At 52.4% G+C, this 20713-nt stretch carries 22 protein-coding genes; 10 read left to right on the top strand and 12 right to left on the bottom strand.

Annotated elements, in window-relative coordinates; translation table 11 throughout:
- Position 1: 1 nt before the first annotated feature.
- From coaE to J7395_RS05290, 4 genes are read right to left on the bottom strand one after another with little or no spacing between them, the layout of a single operon-like run.
- Positions 2–595, bottom strand: coding sequence for a dephospho-CoA kinase (coaE, locus tag J7395_RS05275; RefSeq protein ID WP_209220751.1), 594 nt, complete (start codon positions 593–595; stop codon positions 2–4).
- Positions 596–626: 31 nt separating this feature from the next.
- Positions 627–1493, bottom strand: a complete 867-nt coding sequence (locus J7395_RS05280) for a shikimate dehydrogenase (RefSeq protein WP_209220752.1) — start codon at positions 1491–1493, stop codon at positions 627–629.
- Positions 1494–1523: 30 nt separating this feature from the next.
- On the bottom strand, positions 1524–2120 hold the full coding sequence (locus J7395_RS05285; RefSeq protein WP_209220753.1) for a Maf family protein: 597 nt from the start codon (positions 2118–2120) through the stop codon (positions 1524–1526).
- 33 nt (positions 2121–2153) lie between these two features.
- The gene (locus J7395_RS05290) at positions 2154–2978 is read right to left on the bottom strand and encodes a pyruvate, water dikinase regulatory protein (protein WP_209220754.1); all 825 of its coding nucleotides are present in this window, start codon (positions 2976–2978) and stop codon (positions 2154–2156) included.
- 667 nt (positions 2979–3645) lie between these two features.
- Here J7395_RS05290 and hemE point away from each other — a divergent pair.
- The 3 genes from hemE (at position 3646) to hemJ (ending at position 6531) form a co-directional block, all read left to right on the top strand.
- Positions 3646–4683 carry a uroporphyrinogen decarboxylase gene (gene hemE, locus J7395_RS05295; protein ID WP_209220755.1) on the top strand — a complete coding sequence of 346 codons (1038 nt, stop codon included), beginning with the start codon at positions 3646–3648 and terminating at the stop codon, positions 4681–4683.
- A 176-nt stretch (positions 4684–4859) separates the two neighbouring features.
- Positions 4860–5972 carry a ferrochelatase gene (hemH, locus tag J7395_RS05300; RefSeq protein WP_247741965.1) on the top strand — a complete coding sequence of 371 codons (1113 nt, stop codon included), beginning with the start codon at positions 4860–4862 and terminating at the stop codon, positions 5970–5972.
- A gap of 130 nt (positions 5973–6102) precedes the next feature.
- Positions 6103–6531, top strand: a complete 429-nt coding sequence (gene hemJ, locus J7395_RS05305) for a protoporphyrinogen oxidase HemJ (protein ID WP_209220757.1) — start codon at positions 6103–6105, stop codon at positions 6529–6531.
- Between the two features lie 113 nt (positions 6532–6644).
- Here hemJ and secB read toward each other — a convergent pair whose 3' ends face one another.
- Positions 6645–7139 carry a protein-export chaperone SecB gene (gene secB / locus J7395_RS05310; RefSeq protein ID WP_062950026.1) on the bottom strand — a complete coding sequence of 165 codons (495 nt, stop codon included), beginning with the start codon at positions 7137–7139 and terminating at the stop codon, positions 6645–6647.
- Between the two features lie 389 nt (positions 7140–7528).
- Complete coding sequence (locus J7395_RS05315; RefSeq protein ID WP_209220758.1) at positions 7529–8107, bottom strand: FxsA family protein; 579 nt, start codon at positions 8105–8107, stop codon at positions 7529–7531.
- A 382-nt stretch (positions 8108–8489) separates the two neighbouring features.
- On the opposite strand from J7395_RS05315, the gene J7395_RS05320 reads away from it, so the two are divergent.
- From J7395_RS05320 to J7395_RS05330, 3 genes are all read left to right on the top strand, one after another.
- Positions 8490–9206 carry a Tim44/TimA family putative adaptor protein gene (locus tag J7395_RS05320; protein WP_209220759.1) on the top strand — a complete coding sequence of 239 codons (717 nt, stop codon included), beginning with the start codon at positions 8490–8492 and terminating at the stop codon, positions 9204–9206.
- Between the two features lie 236 nt (positions 9207–9442).
- Entirely contained in the window at positions 9443–10714 is a 1272-nt protein-coding gene (locus J7395_RS05325) for a murein transglycosylase A (RefSeq protein WP_062960363.1), read from the top strand.
- Complete coding sequence (locus tag J7395_RS05330; protein WP_062960362.1) at positions 10714–11079, top strand: Dabb family protein; 366 nt, start codon at positions 10714–10716, stop codon at positions 11077–11079. Before J7395_RS05325 ends, J7395_RS05330 begins: the two co-directional genes overlap by 1 nt.
- 153 nt (positions 11080–11232) lie before the next feature.
- On the opposite strand, the gene rlmN is transcribed toward J7395_RS05330, so the two are convergent.
- The 6 genes from rlmN to J7395_RS05360 form a co-directional block, all read right to left on the bottom strand.
- Entirely contained in the window at positions 11233–12477 is a 1245-nt protein-coding gene (gene rlmN, locus J7395_RS05335; protein WP_209220760.1) for a 23S rRNA (adenine(2503)-C(2))-methyltransferase RlmN, read from the bottom strand.
- 289 nt (positions 12478–12766) lie between these two features.
- Complete coding sequence (locus J7395_RS05340; protein WP_062950014.1) at positions 12767–13315, bottom strand: invasion associated locus B family protein; 549 nt, start codon at positions 13313–13315, stop codon at positions 12767–12769.
- 197 nt (positions 13316–13512) lie between these two features.
- Positions 13513–13770, bottom strand: a complete 258-nt coding sequence (locus tag J7395_RS05345) for a hypothetical protein (protein ID WP_147253485.1) — start codon at positions 13768–13770, stop codon at positions 13513–13515.
- A gap of 381 nt (positions 13771–14151) precedes the next feature.
- Positions 14152–14649 carry a polymer-forming cytoskeletal protein gene (locus J7395_RS05350; RefSeq protein WP_231858178.1) on the bottom strand — a complete coding sequence of 166 codons (498 nt, stop codon included), beginning with the start codon at positions 14647–14649 and terminating at the stop codon, positions 14152–14154.
- A gap of 303 nt (positions 14650–14952) precedes the next feature.
- The gene (locus J7395_RS05355) at positions 14953–15633 is read right to left on the bottom strand and encodes an EI24 domain-containing protein (RefSeq protein WP_209220762.1); all 681 of its coding nucleotides are present in this window, start codon (positions 15631–15633) and stop codon (positions 14953–14955) included.
- Between the two features lie 481 nt (positions 15634–16114).
- Positions 16115–16810, bottom strand: coding sequence for an outer membrane lipoprotein carrier protein LolA (locus J7395_RS05360; RefSeq protein ID WP_062960357.1), 696 nt, complete (start codon positions 16808–16810; stop codon positions 16115–16117).
- Positions 16811–17042: 232 nt separating this feature from the next.
- Here J7395_RS05360 and gshB point away from each other — a divergent pair, with 232 nt between their 5' ends.
- The 4 genes from gshB (at position 17043) to J7395_RS05380 (ending at position 20709) form a co-directional block, all read left to right on the top strand.
- Complete coding sequence (gshB, locus tag J7395_RS05365) at positions 17043–17987, top strand: glutathione synthase (RefSeq protein ID WP_209220763.1); 945 nt, start codon at positions 17043–17045, stop codon at positions 17985–17987.
- A 240-nt stretch (positions 17988–18227) separates the two neighbouring features.
- Positions 18228–19685: an alkaline phosphatase D family protein gene (locus tag J7395_RS05370; protein WP_097051883.1), complete on the top strand. Its 1458-nt coding sequence runs from the start codon at positions 18228–18230 to the stop codon at positions 19683–19685.
- 22 nt (positions 19686–19707) lie between these two features.
- Entirely contained in the window at positions 19708–20328 is a 621-nt protein-coding gene (locus tag J7395_RS05375) for a glutathione S-transferase (protein ID WP_097051884.1), read from the top strand.
- 117 nt (positions 20329–20445) lie between these two features.
- Positions 20446–20709: a hypothetical protein gene (locus J7395_RS05380; RefSeq protein ID WP_181850483.1), complete on the top strand. Its 264-nt coding sequence runs from the start codon at positions 20446–20448 to the stop codon at positions 20707–20709.
- Positions 20710–20713 lie beyond the last annotated feature (4 nt).

Raw genomic sequence — 20713 nt, forward strand, 5'->3', positions numbered from 1 at the left:
ATCAGGTCCGATTTTCCAGTTGGTCAACGATGCTTCGTATCGTAGCGAAAGTTATAGCCCGACCCAAGCCTGTCGGAATGATAAAATCAGCTTTGCGACGTTTTTCGCGATCCGGCATCTGTTTAGCAAGAATGGCGGAAAATTTAGCGTCCGTCATCCCTGATCGCGCCATAACACGTTGGCGTTGAACGAATTTCGGTGCCGATACTACCGCAACGTGATCACAGCGTTTTTCACCTGCTGTTTCAAACAGAAGTGGAATATCCAGCACAACCATTGATCTTTGCGCCAAACGGTTAAGTTTGAGAAAACTGTTTTCTTCAGCCCGAACCAGCGGGTGCAGGACGGCTTCAAGACGTTTCAGCGCATCGGAATCGGCAAAAACGATTGTCCCTAGTATCTGGCGATCAATCCGGCCGTCTTTCAGGACATCGGGGAATACCGAGATGATCGGATCAAACGCCGCCCCGCCCGGTACCATCAAACGATGGACGCTCGCGTCGGCATCATGGACCGGCACGCCAAGATAACGAAACATCCCCGCCGCGGTCGATTTACCCATGCCGATGGACCCGGTTAGTCCCAAAATAACCATAATAAATAGTGACCTGTGATCTTAATTCGGATTAATCCGGCGAAAGAACAAATTCGCGAAGCTCTGGCGTGACTTCTGGATCAATCCCAAACCAGCGATGGAATCCCGGACGTGCCTGATGCAGCAGCATGCCCAGCCCATCAACTACCGGATTGCCACGTTTTTTGGCCTGAGCCAGCAAATCGGTGATCAGTGGCGCGTAAACGATATCAGTAACAAGGGCGGTTTTTGGCAAACCTTCAAGATCGATTTCAAGTTTCGGCTGCCCGACCATACCAAGGCTTGTGGTATTGACCACAAGCAACGCATCGGCCAAATCCGCCGGATCAAGCGGCCAGTTCACCACTTTGATGCGTGGATCATTAATCTCAGTCGCCAGATCAGCGGCGCGTTTACGTGTCCGGTTGGCGATGCGGATTTCAGGGATTCCTTCGTCAAGCAAGGCAACCAAAACCGCCCGTGAAGCCCCTCCCGCTCCCAACACCACGGCAGGACCTGATGCGAAATCGATATCCAGAGCTTCCTGGCGAAGGTTTTCGATAAAGCCGAACCCGTCGGTGTTATCGCCCAATACGCGGCCGTCCTTGGCAAAGGTCACGGTATTGACTGCCCCGATGCGACGGGCACGATCGGACAGTTCATCACATTCGGGCATCGCCATTTCCTTTTGCGGAATGGTAACATTGACCCCGGAAAATCCCAAATTGCGCAAGGATTTCAAGGCATCCTGAAAATTCTTTGGTTCAACCGGAAGCGGCATATAGGACCCGTCGATCCCGTATTTTGCCAGCCAGTAGCCATGCAATCGCGGCGATTTGGAATGTGACACCGGCCAGCCCATCACACCGGCAAGGCGCGAGGTACCTGACAGCGTTCGATAAGGAATCCGCGAAGTCATGATGAAAATTTCCTGCCTTAATGTCGTTTATTATGCTTTGAGAATACCGTGATCGCGCAAGAAGCCAATCAGCGGCAAAAGCGGCAAACCAAGCACAGTGAAATAATCACCGCGGACTTCGGTAAAAAGCTGTGCGCCGATACCTTCAAGCTGATAACCGCCAACACAGTTATAAATCTCTTCCCCGGCAGCATCGAGATAGTCTTCGAGCCATTCATCAGTGAAGTTGCGGACAGTCAGATGGGCGGTATCGATGGTACCCCAGATGCGCGAACCTTCCTTGTAAATCACCGCTGCTGAAACCAGCTGATGGGTTTTACCGCGAAGGGCGCGCAGCTGGGCGCAGGTATTATCCCGGTCGCGCGGCTTGTCAAACCAGATCCCGTTGCATTCCAGCATCTGATCGGCGGCGATAACGATACCATCGGGTTGCTGCCTATACATGCGCAGTGCCTTCATTTCCGCCAGTGTTTCTGCGGCTTCGGCAGCACTCGCACCTTCGGCCTTCATCGATTGCTTGTAACCGTCTTCGTCGATCATCGAGGCAATTGCCTCACAATCCACACCGGCATTTGTCAGCATGGAATGTCGGGCTTTGCTGCTAGACGCCAGAATCAGTCTGGTCATGTATTGGTACCCTGTAATTACGTGATGTCTTAATTAATGACCGCGCCGGTCATACATGGTCGACAGAATGATGGCAGCGGTTTCTTCGATCGAGCGTCGTGTGACATTGATAATCTTCCAGCTGCGATCCGTAAAATAACGGCGTGCCTGATGGACTTCGTTTCGTACGGCAACCGGGTCGACATAATCCCCGCCCTCACCCCGTTCGATCTGGCGCAAGCGATTTTTGCGGATCGATACCAGTTGATCCGCATCCTTGATCAGGCCAACCACCAGCGGATTTTTGAGTTTGTCGAGTTCCGGTGGTAACGGGCAACCCGGAACAAACGGCACATTCGCGGTTTTGATACCGCGATTGGCCAGATAGACCGAGGTCGGGGTTTTTGACGTGCGCGATACACCGACAATCACGACATCGGCTTCTTCAAGATCCCAGGTAGATTGCCCATCATCATGGGACAGGGTGTAATCAATGGCTTCGATCCGGTTGAAGTAATCCTCGTCCATTTTATGGAGAGCCCCGGTACGGCCGCGCGATTGCTGCCCCAGATAACCCGCCATCATGGTGATGGTGTTGTCGAGTACATGACTGTGCGGAACCTGCAGACGACGACAACCTTCTTCGAGCTTGCGGCGAATATCCATATCGAAAACCGTATAAAGCACAATGCCCGGGTTGCGTTCGATATCGGCCAGAACACGGGCAAGCTGCGCATCAGTGCGGATCAGTGACCAGACATGTTCATGTGCGCGTACATCGGGAAATTGCGCGATGCAGGCACGCGCAACCCCGTCAACGGTTTCACCGGTGGAATCCGATACCAGATGAAGGTGAAAGATATTGTCGTCGTCAATCATCGCAGTCCTGCAATCTGCCAGCGTTTCACATCACTTAACCGAAACCCGGTGTTCGATATTTCGATCATCTGTCATCTGACAGGGCACTGCAATCCCAACCACAAATTAAACCGACGGAGTCGGGCTTGTGGATAATTGTGGATAACGGGGGCGACTCCGGCCAATTTTTTTCCACAGATTTTATCCTGCACGTCATACAAAATTTCTCAAAGCAACCATCCCACGGGGGATAGTCGGAAAATTTTTTCCCTAATAGCAGGGATAACAAGGCAAAAACCAGATTAATCCCCGTTATCCCCATTATTCAAAAACGGCTTTTCCCAAGCTTACCTTTGGGAGTCGTTCGGAGTCGTCCCCAGTTTTCCCCAAGACCATTTGAGATGAATCATTTTTCCCGAGTCGCAATGTGGATAAACTGTGCACCAAATTTGATCCCCGTTATCCACAGGGAACCACTAACAAACAACATCCTTTTTTATTAAAGAAGGTTTTGTTAGAGACACGGTGGAAAAACGGCCTGGATAGGCTTCAGGACACAATTCACGGGTCAGGAATAGGGAACCGGACATAAACGTCAGGCTATCGTGCCTGACAAAAAGGATCGGGACTAGCATACCCGGAAACGCCCCCTTGAAAGGCAGTTCCGGGCAGTCAAACAGGAAACGTCATGCCCAAACCAACCAAGACCTTTTTGCGCGCCCTTGCCGGTGAGACATTGCCGGTACCGCCGATCTGGCTGATGCGCCAAGCGGGTCGCTATCTTCCGGAATATCGCGCAACACGGTCCGAGGCAGGTTCATTCCTCGATCTTTGCTATAATCCTGATCTTGCCTGCGAAGTTACCTTGCAGCCGCTCAGGCGCTATGACTTCGATGCGGCAATTCTGTTTTCCGATATCCTCGTCATACCACAGGCACTTGGACAGCATTTGGCCTTCAAACAGGGAGAAGGTCCGCAGCTGGACCCCATTTGCAATGCATCCGGTCTCGGTATCCTAAATGTTGATCGCATTCACGATACGCTGGGCCCGGTTTACGAGACAGTGGCAAAGCTTTCGACATCCATTCCGTCACATACTTCCCTAATCGGCTTTGCCGGGGCACCATGGACCGTGGCAACCTATATGGTTGAGGGCAAAGGCAGTAAGGATTTTGCCAATATCAGGCGGTTTGCCTATGGCGATCCGGACGGATTTTCACGTTTGATCGACATTCTTGTAGAAGCCACGACGCAATATCTGCTGAAACAAGTCGAAGCTGGCGCAGAATGCATCCAGTTGTTTGAAACTTGGGGCGGGGTGCTGTCGGAAAACGGGTTCAGACGCTGGGTGATTGAGCCGACCAAAAAAATCGTCGCAAATCTCAAGGCAGTACATCCAGATTTGCCGGTAATTGGCTTCCCAAGGGGTGCCGGTTTGCATCTGATCGACTTCAAACAGCATACTGGTGTGGATGCGGTTGGTCTTGATAGTGGCGTTCCATTGAAATGGGTGGCGGAAAACCTTCAGCCACTAGGGCCAGTACAAGGAAATCTTGATCCGATGTATCTGATTACGGGCGGGGACGAGATGATCGAGGAAACCCGCCGTATTCTTGATACGCTGCGCAATGGTCCGTTTATTTTCAACCTGGGCCATGGCATCACGCCGGAAACATCGCCTGAAAATGTCGGTAAACTGGTCGAATTTATTCGAAATTATCGGTGATAATTGAAATCGATCAAATCGATTGAAAAATTCAATGCGTAAAATGGCTTAAACCCGTTGCGCTTCTATCCTGTTTGGCCATTATGACCGCGGGATAAAAGAAGCGGGACGGGTCTATCCAAACGAGGCTTCCGGAATGAACCGGACAGTTTCAAAACGCCATGAAGGATATGCCGATGTCTGGGACGAAGCGTAAAAAACGCGCGATCATTCTTTTCAATCTGGGTGGTCCGGATGGACCGGATGCGGTGAAACCGTTCCTGTTCAATCTGTTTAATGATCCGGCGATTATCAGTTTGCCCAATCCGTTCCGGTATTTTCTGGCAAAGCTTATTTCCAGCCGCCGCGCACCTATTGCGCGCGAGATTTATGATCATATCGGCGGAAAATCGCCGTTGCTGGAACTGACCCAGGATCAGGCAGATGCGCTTGAAACAGCGCTTAACGGGCTTGATGACGGTTATGAAAACCGCTGTTTCATTGCGATGCGTTACTGGAAACCGTTTGCCGATGACAGTGCGGCTGCGGTAAAGGCATGGGGTGCGGATGAACAGATTTTGCTGCCGCTTTATCCTCAATTTTCAACGACCACCAGTGGATCGTCGGTCAAGGACTGGAAACGGGCTTGCCATAAAATTGGCTTGAATGCGCCGATAAAAACCGCATGCTGTTATCCGACCAATACGGGTTTTGTTGAAGCATCTGCCGAAATGGTCAAGGCCGGATATGAAAATGCCCTGAAAAAGTCGGTCGAGCTTGGCATTGGCAAGCCGCGCCTGCTGTTTTCCGCCCACGGGGTGCCAAAGGCCGTGATTACCAAACGCGGCGATCCCTATCAGTCGCAGATTGAAAAATCGGCCCAGGCCGTGGTCGACAAGATGGCGATTGCGGATTTGGACTGGCTGGTCTGCTATCAAAGCCGGGTTGGCCCGATGGAATGGATTGGCCCCTCGACCGAGCACGAGATTGAACGTGCTGGCAAGGATGGTGTACCGCTCGTGATCGTTCCGATTGCCTTTGTCACCGAGCATTCCGAAACGCTGGTCGAGCTCGATATCGAATATCGCGAGATTGCCGACGAGCTGAAAATCCCGGTTTATGAACGGGTTCGTACCGTGTGTTCACATCCGCGCTTTATTAGCGGACTGGTTGAAGTGGTCAACGAGACGCAGCAGACACTTGATCAGAACGGACCCGATGATTACGCGATGGAAACGCGCGGTTGGTGGTGCCCGGACGAGCATAGCTGTGCCGTTGCCAAGCAGCCGCTGGGTGCGGGAAAAGCGTGATAGAAATCTGATCCCAGGCGCGATGCGGCAGGTGGTTATATGTTTGGGCATTTCCGCATGCCGTTCAAGAGGTTATTCTGTTTGAAATCGCCTGATATCGATGATCCCGGATCGACCAGAAGAGAGAGACATGGATACCTATAGCGTCATCAAATCCCTGCATGTCATCAGCATCATTGCCTGGATGGCAGGACTTTTGTATTTGCCGCGGCTTTTTGTTTATCACTGCGAAGTGGCGCCAGATTCGGAAGCGGCCGAGAAATTCAAGATCATGGAACGTCGATTGCTGCGTGCGATCATGAATCCCGCGATGATTGCGGCCTGGATTTTCGGAGGTTACCTGATCCATGCCAGCGGTGCGATGACCGAAGGATGGTTCCACGTAAAGCTTTTGTGCGTTGTGATCATGACCGGCATCCACATGATACTGGCGCGATGCCGTCGCCAGTTTGAAGCGGACAATAATACGAAGCCACAAAAATTTTATCGTATTATCAACGAAGTACCGGCGGTTTTAATGGTGATCATTGTCTTTATGGTGATCGCACGGCCGTTTTGATCCAGAATGATCCAAGCTTGATTGTTAACTTTATTCCGGTATTGAAATAACAAAGGCAGCCAAACCGGCTGCCTTTGTTTTGATATCGTACTAAAATGGTTCAAAGCAGGAAATCAGGCGTTACCGGCTGGCTGGCCTTCCATCTGCTTGGCGAATTTTTTGCGGAAAAGATCAGCAAAATCAATCTGCTGCATCATCAAGGGCGGGAAGCCACCATCGGCCGTCAGGTCAGAGATGATTTTGCGGACATAGGGGAACAGCATACGCGGAACTTCGATCAGAAGAACCGGAAGGCGGTGTTCGTCGGCAACATTAAGTGTTACGACCGCGCCATATTGAAGTTCGGCAATAAAGGCGACCTTGTCGGCAACATCGGCCTTGACGTTGATCTTGACGGTAACTTCGTGAAGTTTCTGGTCCTGCGTGGTGCGCGCCTCAACATCGACGTCGATGTTGATTTTCGGCTGCTGCTGCAGGGCTACGCTCTCCGGTGCATTCGGATTTTCAAAGGAAAGATCCTTGATGTACTGGGTATGGATCGTGATCGGGTTGCCAGCCGGCTTCTGTTCTTCGCCGCCCTGTGCTGCACCGGTGGTGTTTTCGGCCATTAAAGTCTAACTCCCTTAAATCTTGGTCTTGATCAGAAACAAGCCGTTCAGAATGTATCTGCCAAGGCATTGGCTACATGGTCAGATAATCTGAAACTGGCTGATATGCTTGTTTCTGACGCCGCAACCCTGCGGCATGTCTTCTCATGGCCTAGCATGTCTTCCGGGTACGGGCAAGAAAATCGCCGTAACCTCCCGTAACGTCATAAATGGCGCAACATGGGCATTTGGTATGTGATTGTCTGCGGTCTGGTTGGTCAGGTTTAAAGAGCGTCTTGCAAGGCATTGAACGTGCCACTAAAACGAAAACAGGACCCGGCGCATGGCCAAAGGTCCTGTCGATATCGATCAATGCAATCGGTTACACCAAACGAGGCGGAAGATCGATATTACAAATTTTTGGGTGGCAGATTGCGGGGATCATCATCATTGGTGTCGTGACCCGTTCCATCTCGGTCCTCGCCATTTCCGTTGGCTGGACTGACGTTTTCGAAATCACCATCAATGATCGGACCACTGCCTGGACGTCGCCCGGGACGAGCAGAAGCACCGCCTGATGACGAGCCCGGATTGCCATAGGTTCGGCGAGAGAAATTGGTGCGGATATTACCTGACTGAACCAGTTTCATAATGACGCCGGCACCAACCGCCCTGCGTAGTGGTGGGACCAACAACAGGAAGCCCATGGTGTCGGTGACAAAACCCGGAGTCAGAAGCAGCACACCGGCAACCAGAATGCAGATGCCGTCAAACAGCTCACCAATCGGCATTTCGCCCTGATCCATCTGGGCCTGTGCACGGGCAAGGGTTTGCAAACCCTGGGCGCGCATCAGCGAGGTTCCGACCACGGCGGTCAGGATGACGATGCCAATCGTCGGCCACAGGCCAATCAGTTCGCCCGCCTGAATGAAGACGGCAATTTCGATGATCGGCATGGCCACGAAGATGGCCAGAAAATAAAAGCCCATTTTTGCTCCGCTCGGCTTTGCATTTGGTCGATATGATTAGGTTTGATCACAGCCTGTCAGGCAAACATACTTTGACAGGACCGGTCCGCAAAGCGCAGTATTGCATAAACATGTTGGTTTTCAGGTATTTCGCTTTAATCTTGCCTGAAATACTTTCTGAATTTGGCGGCAAACTACCGGTATAACTGGACGAAAATGCGGCAGTTTACCACCGTGTTCGCGACAATATGATGATTGTGCGAATGAACATGGTGAAACCGATCACATTTTAAATGCGATCGGGAGTTGCCCTTGCATTCGCTTCGGTCCATACCATTTCTCGACCACGGCAGTTTTGCTGTTTTTGGCGTTTTTCGAAACCTTACAGATCAAGAGTCCGGGCTTGCAGTATTTCGACATCATTCTTTTCGCATTGATCGCTGTTTTTCTGGTTTTGCGCCTGCGCAGTACCCTTGGGCGCCGCAATGGCGAGGAAAAGCAGGGTCCCACGGATGTTTTTGGCCGTCGTTCACACGAGGATGACAGCAAAGGTGCCAAAAATGGCGCGCCGCAACCGACGGATAATGTATATCGCCTGCCCGATGCCGATAAGGCAGCCGGAAAGGCTGACGGAACGGTCGCAGCCGACAGCAGCACCTTTGGCGTATTGCAGCAAATCCAGAAAGCCGATCCCGACTTTACCCAGCAGGATTTCCTGAACGGGGCGCGAATGGCATTCGAAATGATTGTCGAATATTTTGCCAAGGGCGACAAGGATGGTTTGAGCCCGCTTCTTTCAGCCGAGGTTTACAAGAATTTTGCCGCAGCCATTGATGCCCGCGCCGAAAAGGGCGAGCGCGAGGAAACCACCCTGGTCGGTATCAAGAGTGCTACCATCCACGACGCCACGCTTGAAGGCCGAACCGCCTATATTACGATCAAGTTCGTGTCCGAGGAAGTATCGGTCATTCGCAACAATGACGGCGATGTGGTTTCGGGCGATCCGAATCAGGTGATCGAGGCCGAAGACCTTTGGACATTTGCGCGCAATATCGAAAGCCGCGATCCCAACTGGCAGCTGGTTGCGACCGAAACGCCGGAAGAAGAAACCACGCAGTAGGTTTCACTAGGATTTTGCAATGGCTTGGCGCATTGCGGGACAAAAAGACAAAGGCGATCCATACGGATCGCCTTTTTTATTGCCTGATTTTACCGGTTTGATGGCCTCCGGCAGGTTTCGATTATCGGCTTGTTAAACATGTTTTTGGACAATCGCGGCAAATAATCGAAATATTCGAGTATTGATCAAACAATCATGCCGATTTTGATCCGAATTTGCAGATAACGGGTTTTGCCTTGAAAAGACGTCTGGTTTTGTCGCGCCTTCTTTCATTTTTTGCGGTTTTTATCGGGGCGGCTGGTGCCCTTGTCTGGCTGTTTTGGACCGATATCGCCGGTCTTCTCGGACTGGGCGACGTGGTTGAAAAACCTGCTGATACGCTGACGCTTAACGCAACCGATTTCAGCCAGCTTGATGGTTGGCAGACAGACGATATGCGTGGCAGCCTGAAAGCGTTTCAGCGGTCCTGTGCGGCAATGATCAAGCGAGGAGATGAACGCGATATCGGCCCGGACCCGCGGATGGGAACGGTTGGCGACTGGCGCAGATTATGTGAAACCGCATTGGCGCTGGAGCCCGATACTATCCGTAAGGAAGATGCACGAACTTTTTTCCAAAGTGGGTTCAAGCCATATCTGGTCGGAAATAACAATGATCCAGAAGGATTGTTTACCGGTTATTTCGAACCGGAACTGCGTGGTAACCTGACGCGCGAAGGACCATTTCAGACGGCGATCTACCTGAAACCCGAAGATATGGTTTCCATTGATCTTGGTGCGTTTCGCGAGGACCTTAAGGGCACAACGCTGGTTGGCCGGATCGAGGGTAAAAGCGTTAAGCCGTATTATGACCGAGAAGCGATTGAAAATGGTGCTCTTGCCGGGCGTGATCTTGAACTTGTCTGGGTTGATGACGCGGTGGATGCATTTTTCCTTCAAATCCAGGGATCAGGCCGGGTTGTGTTGCCAGATGGCAGTGTATTGCGCATCGGATATGCCGCCACCAATGGCCATCCCTATTTCGCCATTGGTCGGGAATTGATTGAACGGGGTGAACTGACGCGCGAAACCGTATCGCTGCAAACCATTCGGCAATGGTTATCCACCCATCCGGATCAGGCCGATGATGTGATGAATACCAACGCATCCTTTGTGTTTTTCAATCCGCTGAAAACCGATCCGGATGACCCTGATGCCGGGCCGCTTGGATCGCAGGGCGTACCGCTGGAACCAGGGCGGTCATTGGCCGTTGATCGGCGTTTCCATGCCATGGGAGTTCCGATCTGGCTTGAAACCGATGATGCGATGAATGCCGATGCCAGATTTCATCGTCTGATGGTTGCGCAAGATACGGGCGGCGCCATTCGTGGCCCGGTACGCGGGGATATCTTCTTTGGTCCAGGCGAAGATGCCGCCCTGCATGCCGGTCATATGAACCGCATGGGACGTAAATTTGTTTTGCTGCCGGCATCTGTTGATCCGGCCAAACTGGCGGAGGCCAAACCCTGATGTTGCGTCACATCGTGCTGTTACAGATCGGAGACGGTGTTTTGGCAGCACAGATCACGGACCTTCTTGAAGAATTATCGCAAGTTGCCCTTGAAACGCCGGGAATTCTGGCCTTTGCTGCGGGTCCCAAAACATTGGGGAGCGGGCTTAGTCAGGGTTTCACCCATGTATTGACCATTGATTTCGTCGATGGGGCGGCCCGTGATGCGTATCTTTCCGGTCTGGACAAGGACGGGGTCGGTCGCCGTATTTCAGAAATGACGGTCGGTGGGCTAGGCGGAGTCCTGGCAATCAATCTCGATATTTCGGATATGAAAACGCCCGACGACTTACCTCCGAAGAAACTTCAGGCGAAATGGATATAATTATCAATCAGATATAAATGATTGATTTTATTTTTATAAAAGATGTTTCTTCTTGGCAGTAACAAAGGTGGATATTTTCCACCAAAAAAGAAAACGGGCAGGATGAACCTGCCCGTTTGTAATTCCAGATGTTTACCGTATTCTGCGCGGTAGTTACTGTGCGGCAACCACATTGGTACTTTCGTCGCCGGAAGCATTGCCACAGCCGCCGACACGCGATTTACGCTGGCGCTGGCTTTCGGATTTCAACTGGCCACAGGCGGCCAGAATATCGCGGCCACGCGGCCAGCGGATCGGTGCTTCGTAGCCAAGTTCAAGCAGCGTATGGGCGAATTTCTTGATATCGTTGGTCGGCGTGCACTCATAGTCCGAACCCGGCCATTTATTGAACGGGATCAGGTTGAATTTGCAATGGACGCCCTTGACCAGCTTTGCCAGCGCACGCGCATGTTCCGGTTTGTCATTCACGCCTTTAAGCATCACATATTCCATGGTGATCGGGCGCGAATTGGACATGCCGGGATAATGACGGCAGGCATCCATCAGTTCCTTGAGAGGATATTTCTTGTTGATCGGCATGATTTCGTTGCGCAGATCATCATCGGGCGCATGCAGAGAAATCGCCAGACCAACACCAAGTTCCTCGCCGCAACGTACGATTTCCGGCACCACACCCGATGTGGACAGGGTGACGCGACGGCGCGAGATTGAAATACCTTCGCCATCCATGGCAATTTTCAGCGCTTCGCGGACATTTTCATAGTTAAACAGCGGCTCGCCCATGCCCATCATGACGATGTTCGACAGGCGACGGATGCCGTTTGCCGGGGTTGGCCATTCGCCGTAACTGTCACGGGCAACCATGAACTGGCTGATGATTTCACCGGGTGTCAGGTTACGAACCAGAAGCTGGGTACCGGTATGGCAAAACTTGCATGTTAGTGTACAGCCGACCTGCGAGGAAATGCAGACAGCCCCGCGATCTTCGTTGCGATCCGGGATATAGACGGTTTCGGCTTCGTTGCCGTCGTGGAACTTCATCAGCCATTTATGAGTATCGTCCGAGCTTTTCTGATCGGCCGTCAGAACCGGGCGGCCGATATAGAAGTCCTGTGACAGGCGATCGCGCAGCTTTTTGGAAATGTTGGTCATATCCTCGATATCTTTGACACCGCGGTTGTAGATCCAGTTCCACATCTGTTTGACGCGAAACTTGCTTTCGCCCATTTCGCCAAGCAGTTCGGTCAGCTGATCACGCGACAGTCCCACGAGATCACGACGTCCGTCGGCAGCCTGCCCGTTTGCGGCGCGCGTTACGAAGTCGGTCAACGTCGGGCCGCTCTGGCTGTTGGCGGCTGCGGCATTTGTGGTCGCGTTCTCGGTCAGGACGTCGGTCATCCCGGGCTCTCTCTTTGGTTCTGGCAGTTTTATCGGCGTTTGTTCTTGGTCATCAGGCGGCATCAGCACCGTTTCCGGCTTTGTGCATCCGATGCGCGCCGGATTTGCAACGGGGCGGGACTATAACAGATTTTCCCGCGAAATGCTTTTGGCGCATAAACCATGGCCCCGCATATAGCGGGGCCGGGGCAATTTACAAACGATAAAATTCACATTGCAGCTATTTGCCGGACGCGATGCAGGTTTACAAGCGCCTCAAACCGCAGGGATTTATCGGTTCGTCGTTCGCTCAGCTAACCGGTTTGGCGTCGCAAGCCTTTGAAATCGCGTTATAGGCTGCGGTAAACCCGGAAAGTGAATAAGTATCGGTAGTTTTCGTCCCTCGCGATGAATTGCCGACGACAACCATATTGCTGCCGGCCTTCATGGCGCTAACCAGTTTGCGATCTTCCTCGCCATTCACGGCCCAGGCTGAGTCCTCGTAGGTAAACAGCTTGAAGCTTTTGGAATCGATTCGAAGGTCAACATCGCTATCCTTTTCATAGGTATAGCCGGTAATGAAGCTGACTTCGTTGAACAGTTTTAGCGCCGGGCGGTGCGTAACCATGACATAGATTTTGCCGCGCTGGGTATAATCGCCTTTGGCGGAGGTCGGCTGGCTACCGATATAGCAAACTTTTTTGCCTTTTTCGGAATAGCTATAAGCTTCCCATTTTCCATATACATCAATCAGTTGCGGCGCATTTTGCGCAATCGCAGCCTGAGAGACCAAAGCGACGAGGGCGGCAGCTGCACCTGCCAGCGAATTTCTGACAAGACGATGGGCGTGTTTTTTCATGGGCTCGCGTATCGTGTCTGAAGTTTCGGAACGATGACTTTAAACCCGCCCGATGTGGCGGATTTATGAGGAACTTTCACCCGAGAGTGCCGGTAAAAGGTAAATATTCGACCAAGGAAATCCCGCCATATCGCGAAACTTGAAAAAATCGACAGCGATATGGGAAAATGGTGCAAATAGCTGTTCCTTCTGGGGTTTTAACCTTTGTTATCCGCGGCAATTCGGGCCTTGACCACCTGATCAAGGCAATCCTGGACAGAGATTTTATCGGCACTTTTGCGTTTGCGGGCCAGCATATGGGTCATCTTGCGTGTTTCCCCTTCTGCTGCCGGGAAAAAGAACGCATCAAAAGAACATTCCTCGGAACGGTATTGCCAGACCCGTGCAGGACCCTCGCCGCGGGTCATTTCGGGTTCGCCGATTTTTTGCTCTACCGCATCCTCCGAGAGACCCATCAGGGTTTCAGCCCTGATCGACTTAAAGGGAACGGGCGGAATGGCAACCGTTATGCGGGGGGATTGCGATTTGGCAGTGCCGGTCGGGTTTACAGCAGATTTAGTTGAAGTGTTGGTCGGTTTCGTAGTTGCGGTCCCTGTACCGCCAGAAACAGAATTCCCGGATTTTTTCGGGATATCTTGGGTCACGCGTGGTGAACTGGTTGACTTGGCCTTGCCATAGTTCTGATTTGTGCTGCCAGGCGGGACAGCATTCCCACCACATGCCACCAGCGACGTCGCGATCAGTATCATCGCGCAGAGAAGCCCGGCGGGGAGTTTACCGCGCCGGGGCTGTATCGGGGTTGTTTGGGTCAGTGAGCGGTTTATGCCGGTCACGGATCAGATATCGTCGCTTTTGCGTGGAATGGTGATTGCAGCTGAATGGCCGGTACGGCTGGTACCGTCGTCGCTGCCTTCAACATATTCCAGCGAGCCCTTGATGCGGGCACCGTTTTCAATCTGAAGCGCACCATAGGTGATCTTGCCATTGATATCTGCCGAGCCGATGACAATGACACGACGTGCCGTCAGGTCGCCTTCGAAAGTGCCGCTGATTTCGGCTTCGTCGACCTGCGCGGTACCAACGAAGGTGCCGCCTTGGGAAACTTCAAGACGGGTGCATTCCTTGATCTGGGCTTCGACATGGCCCTCAACGACGAGGACGTCGCAGGAACCGATTTCACCAGCCAGACGAATATCGCGGCCAACCGTCAGTTTTTTGCCCTCGGTGTGGCTTGGGGTGGCACTCGGACGACCAGCACTGCCGCGGGTCGGAATTTCAAGCGGGCGCTTCGGGATTTCCGGACGGAAGCTGGTGGAATGCGGTTTGCTGGACATTTTCGGTTCTTCCTTTGTGCGCGGCTGAGTAAACAGCTGCGGCTCACTACGTTTTTCTGTTTTTGTGGCGGTATCGTTGCTGGCACTCGCACTTTCGCTCGAAGCCTGTTTGATCGGCGAGGAAGCTGCGCTGTCGGAAAGACCGCCGGAATTCAATCTGGAAGAAGATGTATCTGACGAAGTCGGGCTGCTGTCGACTGTTTTGTTGGCTTTTTTCTTTCCGAACATGGGGATGACCAAATCCTTGTCTTGCAGTTTCGTTTCAGGTTTCCGCCATTCTATCCGATGCCCACCGGAATGGCGTCAGACGGTGATCCGGTTTTCGAATGCACCCAGACGGACGGAGTAATGCACCATAAAGGCAGTCGCGATAATCGGCGCCACAAGGTTGACCAGCGGCACGGTCATCAGGAATGTCAGGCCGATTCCGGCAAACCAAAGTTTCGTCTGGCAACTTTTGCGAATGGCATTCACCGTGCGAACATCATAACGACGTGCGGCGACCAGTTCAAAATATTCGCGCGACAGCAGATAGCCATTCATCGCATAAAACGCGATAACATATACTGGACCTGCTAAAAGAAGCGGCAGGATCAGGATGTTAAGGGCCAGCGCCGTCAGCGCAAATTTAAGGCCACTGATCAGGGCCTCGGAAATCGGTTGCGGGCGTGTTTCAGGCAGGGTCGGGTAATATTTGTCTTCGACCGCATCGGCGATCTGATCAAGCAGCAGGCTCGAGATCAGGACAGTGGTAGCCGGAAACATTAGCAGCACCAGAAACGCAAGACCCACGCCAAGCAGCCAGTCAGCCGCCGTTTCCATCCAGCCACCATCGGCAAAGAAGGTGATCGAGTTCAACCCGAATCCGATCAGCATCCAAAGCCCGACTATTATCGCTAGGGCGCCGGCAACACCGATCAACACAACCTTGCGAAATCGCGGGTCGGAAAACTGGGAAACGGATTTCAGAAAATCATTGATCATTGGCGGTTTTATCCTGCTGGCACGGTCACGATTGCGCACAAGGGAATCATGTCAAACATTACTAGGCAATCAAAATTAACAGGCCGTGAAATCAGAGGAGAATTTGACAGATTTTTAGCCCGAAGCGTCGGATAACCCACGCTTTAGGCAGAAAAAAGGCGTCCGGCCAGGGGGGAGAACCGGACGCCAGCGCTCCGATGATCTGGAGCGTGAGGAAAGGTAGGGGAGACCTGTTCCTCACACTTGGCTCCCACATCAAAATTCGGGAACCTTGTGACAGATTTTTATATAGGGACTGAAAGCTGCATCTGCCATAGATCAGAGCCGCATATCGGCCATAAATTTCATGCATGCAGGTGAAAAATTACAATCTGATTGATCGTTGCGAAACGACAATATTTGCAAGAGCTTGAATCGGAATGCTTAACCGTTCTGTCAGACGGTTTTGACAATTTCGTGAAGTCGATGGGAAATCTTGAAATCAGCCGCGCTGGTTGGGCCAGATACGTTCGAACTTGAATAATTCCGGGTCGAGCGTGACACCTTCTTCTGTATTGAACAGGGTCACTGTCGTTTCGATCCCGGCGGGGTCGGTGACAATCCACTGGCGCAACTGCATCGGGTTTTCCTGGAATACAAGCGTGACACTGCCAGCACCCTGATCGGATTTGCGGACCATTTCGACGCGCATGGTTTCTGCAGTCCGTTTGAAATCGACAACCTTGACTTCGCGCGTTAGCGAGACGTCTTTTGCCAGAATGATTCCGGCTGGGGTTTCGTCGATGTCAAAATAGGTTGGAGCGTTGATTTCCTTGTCATAATAGATGAAATCGGATCCGGTCGAGACCAGTAGAATCTGGGCCGGCGGATTATATTCAAATCGCATCTTGCCGGGGCGCTCCATATAAAGCTTCCCCTCGGCAGCACCACCATCCGACGAAATCTGGACAAAATCTGCTTTCAGCGTGGTGATGTCTTCGAGATAGTTTTCGATCTTGTCGATGGTTGCTTGATCAATCGCTCCCGATTGTGCAAGTGCATTTGCCGGGGTCAGGCTAATTGAAGCCGGTGCGGCAATCGCAAAGGCGGTCGCAAAGACCGATGCCGCCGTCATGGTGCGGAAGCGCGCGCCCATCTGTTTGATGCGGAATTTGCCGAATTTGCTGAAGAACGCCATTTGACAGCCTGTTTACCCGTTTAAGAAATTCTGTGATCGCGATTGCGAAACCCGAATGGCGAATGATAAAAATTCAGCCAAATTGTAACCAACCACAATATGTACAACATATCGCATCATTTGGCCGGGAAGGCCAGCCGGGTCAAGTCGCGCCCGCAAATGATCACAATTGGCCGGGTTTGGCCGCATTTGCAGCAGTGACCGGCTTTCCGGCAACAGGAGAAAGCGTTTCATGAGTCGCACCGTCGCCATTCAGATGGATCCGATCGCATCGATCGATATCAAAGGGGATTCAACCTTTGTCATGGGGCTCGAAGCCCAAGCACGCGGTTATGACCTTCTGCATTATCATCCTGATGACATGTTTTATGATCGTGGCCGGATAAAGGCCGAAGTCCGCCCGATGAAGCTTCGTTACGAAAAGGGCAACCATTACGATCTTGGTGATGCAAAGATCATTGATCTTGCAAAGGAAACCGATGTGATCCTGATGCGTCAGGACCCGCCGTTTGACATGAATTACATAACGGCAACCCATCTGCTTGAAGCTGTTCATCCGGAAAGTTTCGTGGTTAACCATCCCGGCCATGTGCGCAACGCACCGGAAAAGATTTTTGTCACCGAGTTCCCCGACCTGATGCCGCCGACCCTGATTACCCGGTCAGCTGCGCGCATTCGCGATTTCCGCGAGGAATTCAAGGATATCATTGTCAAGCCGCTGTTTGGCAACGGCGGGGCTGGCGTGTTTCACCTGAAACCGGGGGATGAGAACCTTAATTCGCTGTTGGAACTGTTTGCCGTCCAGTCGCGCGAACCGCTGATGGTCCAAGCCTATTTGCCGGACGTGCGCAAAGGCGACAAGCGCATCATACTGGTCGATGGCAAACCGGTCGGTGCGATCAATCGCGTTCCGGCAGAGGGCGAGGCACGGTCGAACATGCATGTCGGCGGGGTTGCCGAAAAATCCATGCTGACCCCGCGTGAGATTGAGATTTGTGAACGCATCGGGCCGGAACTGAAAAAGCGCGATCTGATCTTTGTCGGGATTGATGTGATTGGTGACTATATGACGGAAATCAACGTTACCTCTCCTACCGGACTCCAGGAAGTGAACCGGTTTGATGGATCGAAACTGGAATCCCTGATCTGGGATGCGATTGAAACCCGCCTATCCTGAACGGATTTCAGGACGGTACGATTTGGGGCCAAGTGGTTTAACCACTTGGCCTTTTTTCTGGTTTTTCGGTCTGGTTGAAACGGATAGCCGTGAAATGGCCGGATTTTATCATCAATTCTGCACCAGTTTTCTGCCCATATCGGTTGATGTGACCGAATTCATGCCCGCAGGCTGGAACCAAATGCCTGTTTCTGCGTATGATTTTGGGGATCAATCATCAACAAAGCGGAATCCGATTGCATGGCGGATAAGCAAAACAGCGCAATTTCAACGAATGGCACCTTTGGTCCGTTTCTGTTTGCGCGTGGCAGCGACGATAAAACAGCCCGTCTGGCCGCCCTTGTGGTGACGCAGGAAGGGGACGATCCGGCCGAGTTTCGCATCATGGATCAGGACATTGTGACCCCGGCAAAGCTCGCGACGCGGTTTGGACGCGATTACTGGCGCTATGATTTCGAGCTGCCGGTTGCATCGGATGCGCGTTACAGTTTCGATACCGAAACATATCATGTGAATACCGATATGACGCATGACCTTCGGATCGGGTTTGTTTCGTGCAACGGGCAGGAAGATGGCGATTTGGACCGGCCTTTGACGGATCGCAACGCGCTTTGGATTGATCTTGGTCACGAGCATGAGAAACGGCCCTTTTCGCTGCTTTTGCATGGCGGGGACCAGATTTATGCCGATGGTGTTTGGGAATGCCATCCAGATATTGTCGCGTGGCAAAAGGTGCAAAAACGCCAGAAACTGGCGACAGATTTCACGCCGGACATGCATGACGGCGTTCTGAAGTTCTATCTTGAACATTATCTTGAAATTTATGGCCAGCCGCAGATCAGCCATATGCTGGCGCGCGTGCCGTCTTTAATGATGTGGGATGATCACGATATTTTCGATGGTTGGGGCAGCCACAAGAAATGGTTCCATGACAGTATGGTTGCCAAGGGCATGTTTGACTGCGCGCGCGAGGCATTCTGTTTGATGCAGCTTTGCACGGCACCCGACGATCTGGCTGGCAAGATTATTGATCGCAGTGGGGAAAGCCTTGGCTGGCGGACGGATTTTCCGCGATTTTCGGTGATTGCGCCCGACCTCCGGTCGGAACGGACCCCGCATGAGATCATGGGCGAACATGGCTGGCGGGACATGATTGCGACACTCGATACTGTTCCGGAACATAATCGTATTTTGTTGATGTCGAGTGTGCCAGTGATCGGCCCGCGCCTGTCGCTGGTCGAGGCGATTTTGCACCTGATGCCCAGTGCCCAGAAATACGAAGATGACCTGCGCGATCAGTGGCAAAGCCGCTGGCATCGCAAGGAATGGTGCCGTTTTCTGGAAACGCTTGAAGACGTTGCGAATGATCGCAATCACGATATCACTCTGCTGTCGGGGGAAATTCATGTGGCAACACGCGGCACATTTGAAACGCGCGGCAAAACCATCCATCAGCTGGTGGCCTCGGGCATCTCACATACGGCTCCGCCGGTGGCATTCGCAAGGGCTCTTGGCCTTTTGGCGTGGATTGGCGACAATCCCCTGCCCGGTCGCCCGACCAAGCTTAAACCGCTTCCGGGGCGATTTGGCACCTATTGCGCGGCGCGCAATTACCTGACACTGGACCGCGAGGATGAAAACTGGCGGGCCAACTGGCATCTGGAAAATATCGGCTGGACGCCGGATTTAAAGATTTAGGGAGGATCGCATAGTACCCACCATGCAGCTTTATTACGCACCGACTTCGCCATTTTCGCGCAAGGTCCGGATTATTGCGCGTGAATTGGGTCTTGAAGGCAAGATCGCCGAAATCATGATCGATCCTTGGACCGATGCGGCGTTACGCGAACACAATCCGCTGGCGAAGGTACCGACTCTGGTACTTGAAAACGGGATGGCGGTGTTCGAGTCTGCGGTGATTTGTGACTACCTTGATGAAGTTGCCCGTGCGAATAGTGATGGGACCGGCATCATTCCGCAGGAAGGCTCCGAACGGCTTAATGCCCTGCAGTGGCAGGGATTATCTGACGGCATGATGGCGGCAACCGGTCGACTTTTTGCCGATAGCAGACGACCGGAAAATGAACGTTCCGATTTCGTAATGGATCGGCAGCATGCAGCAGTCCAAAAAAGCATTGACGCCATAGAAGGCGGCATCCTCAGTCTTGCAGCAGACCGGCCCGATATCGGCACTCTGTCCGTCGCAGCCGCCCTTGAATATGTCGATTTTCGCTGGCCAGACGGGCGCTTTGCCATTTCGGATGATCTGCGTCACTGGATGGCGGCACTAGCAGATCGTCCATCAATGATCGCCACGCGGTATCATCTTTTGCCGGTTTGACAGACCTGACCTGCATGGATGCAATATTGCCCGCGCAGTTTATACCGGCTATAGCGTGGCCCGGCTGCCAAATGTGCTATGATGCCGGGCAGCAACTTTTCAGATGAAACGGGTTTCATGACCGAAATTACCAAATCCATGCGTGAACGGGCCTGGGCCAGGGCCGGTAAAATCCAGGGCGAGGATTCCGCCGAAGTGCGCAAGCACCGTGCGAGCGGCATCACGATGAAAAAGGAAAGTTTTGGCAAGTTCCGCAATTTTGGCTGGACCGTGGTCGATGGCGTTGCCGTCCCATGCCGCAAGGAATTCCTGCCACCACGCGATGAAAACGTGGATGTTGGCGAAAATCCTGATGAAGATAAGGCAGCGTCCGAAGATTAAGCTG

This window comes from Thalassospira sp. A3_1 (genome assembly GCF_017744215.1).
GTDB classification, from domain to species: domain Bacteria; phylum Pseudomonadota; class Alphaproteobacteria; order Rhodospirillales; family Thalassospiraceae; genus Thalassospira; species Thalassospira lucentensis_A.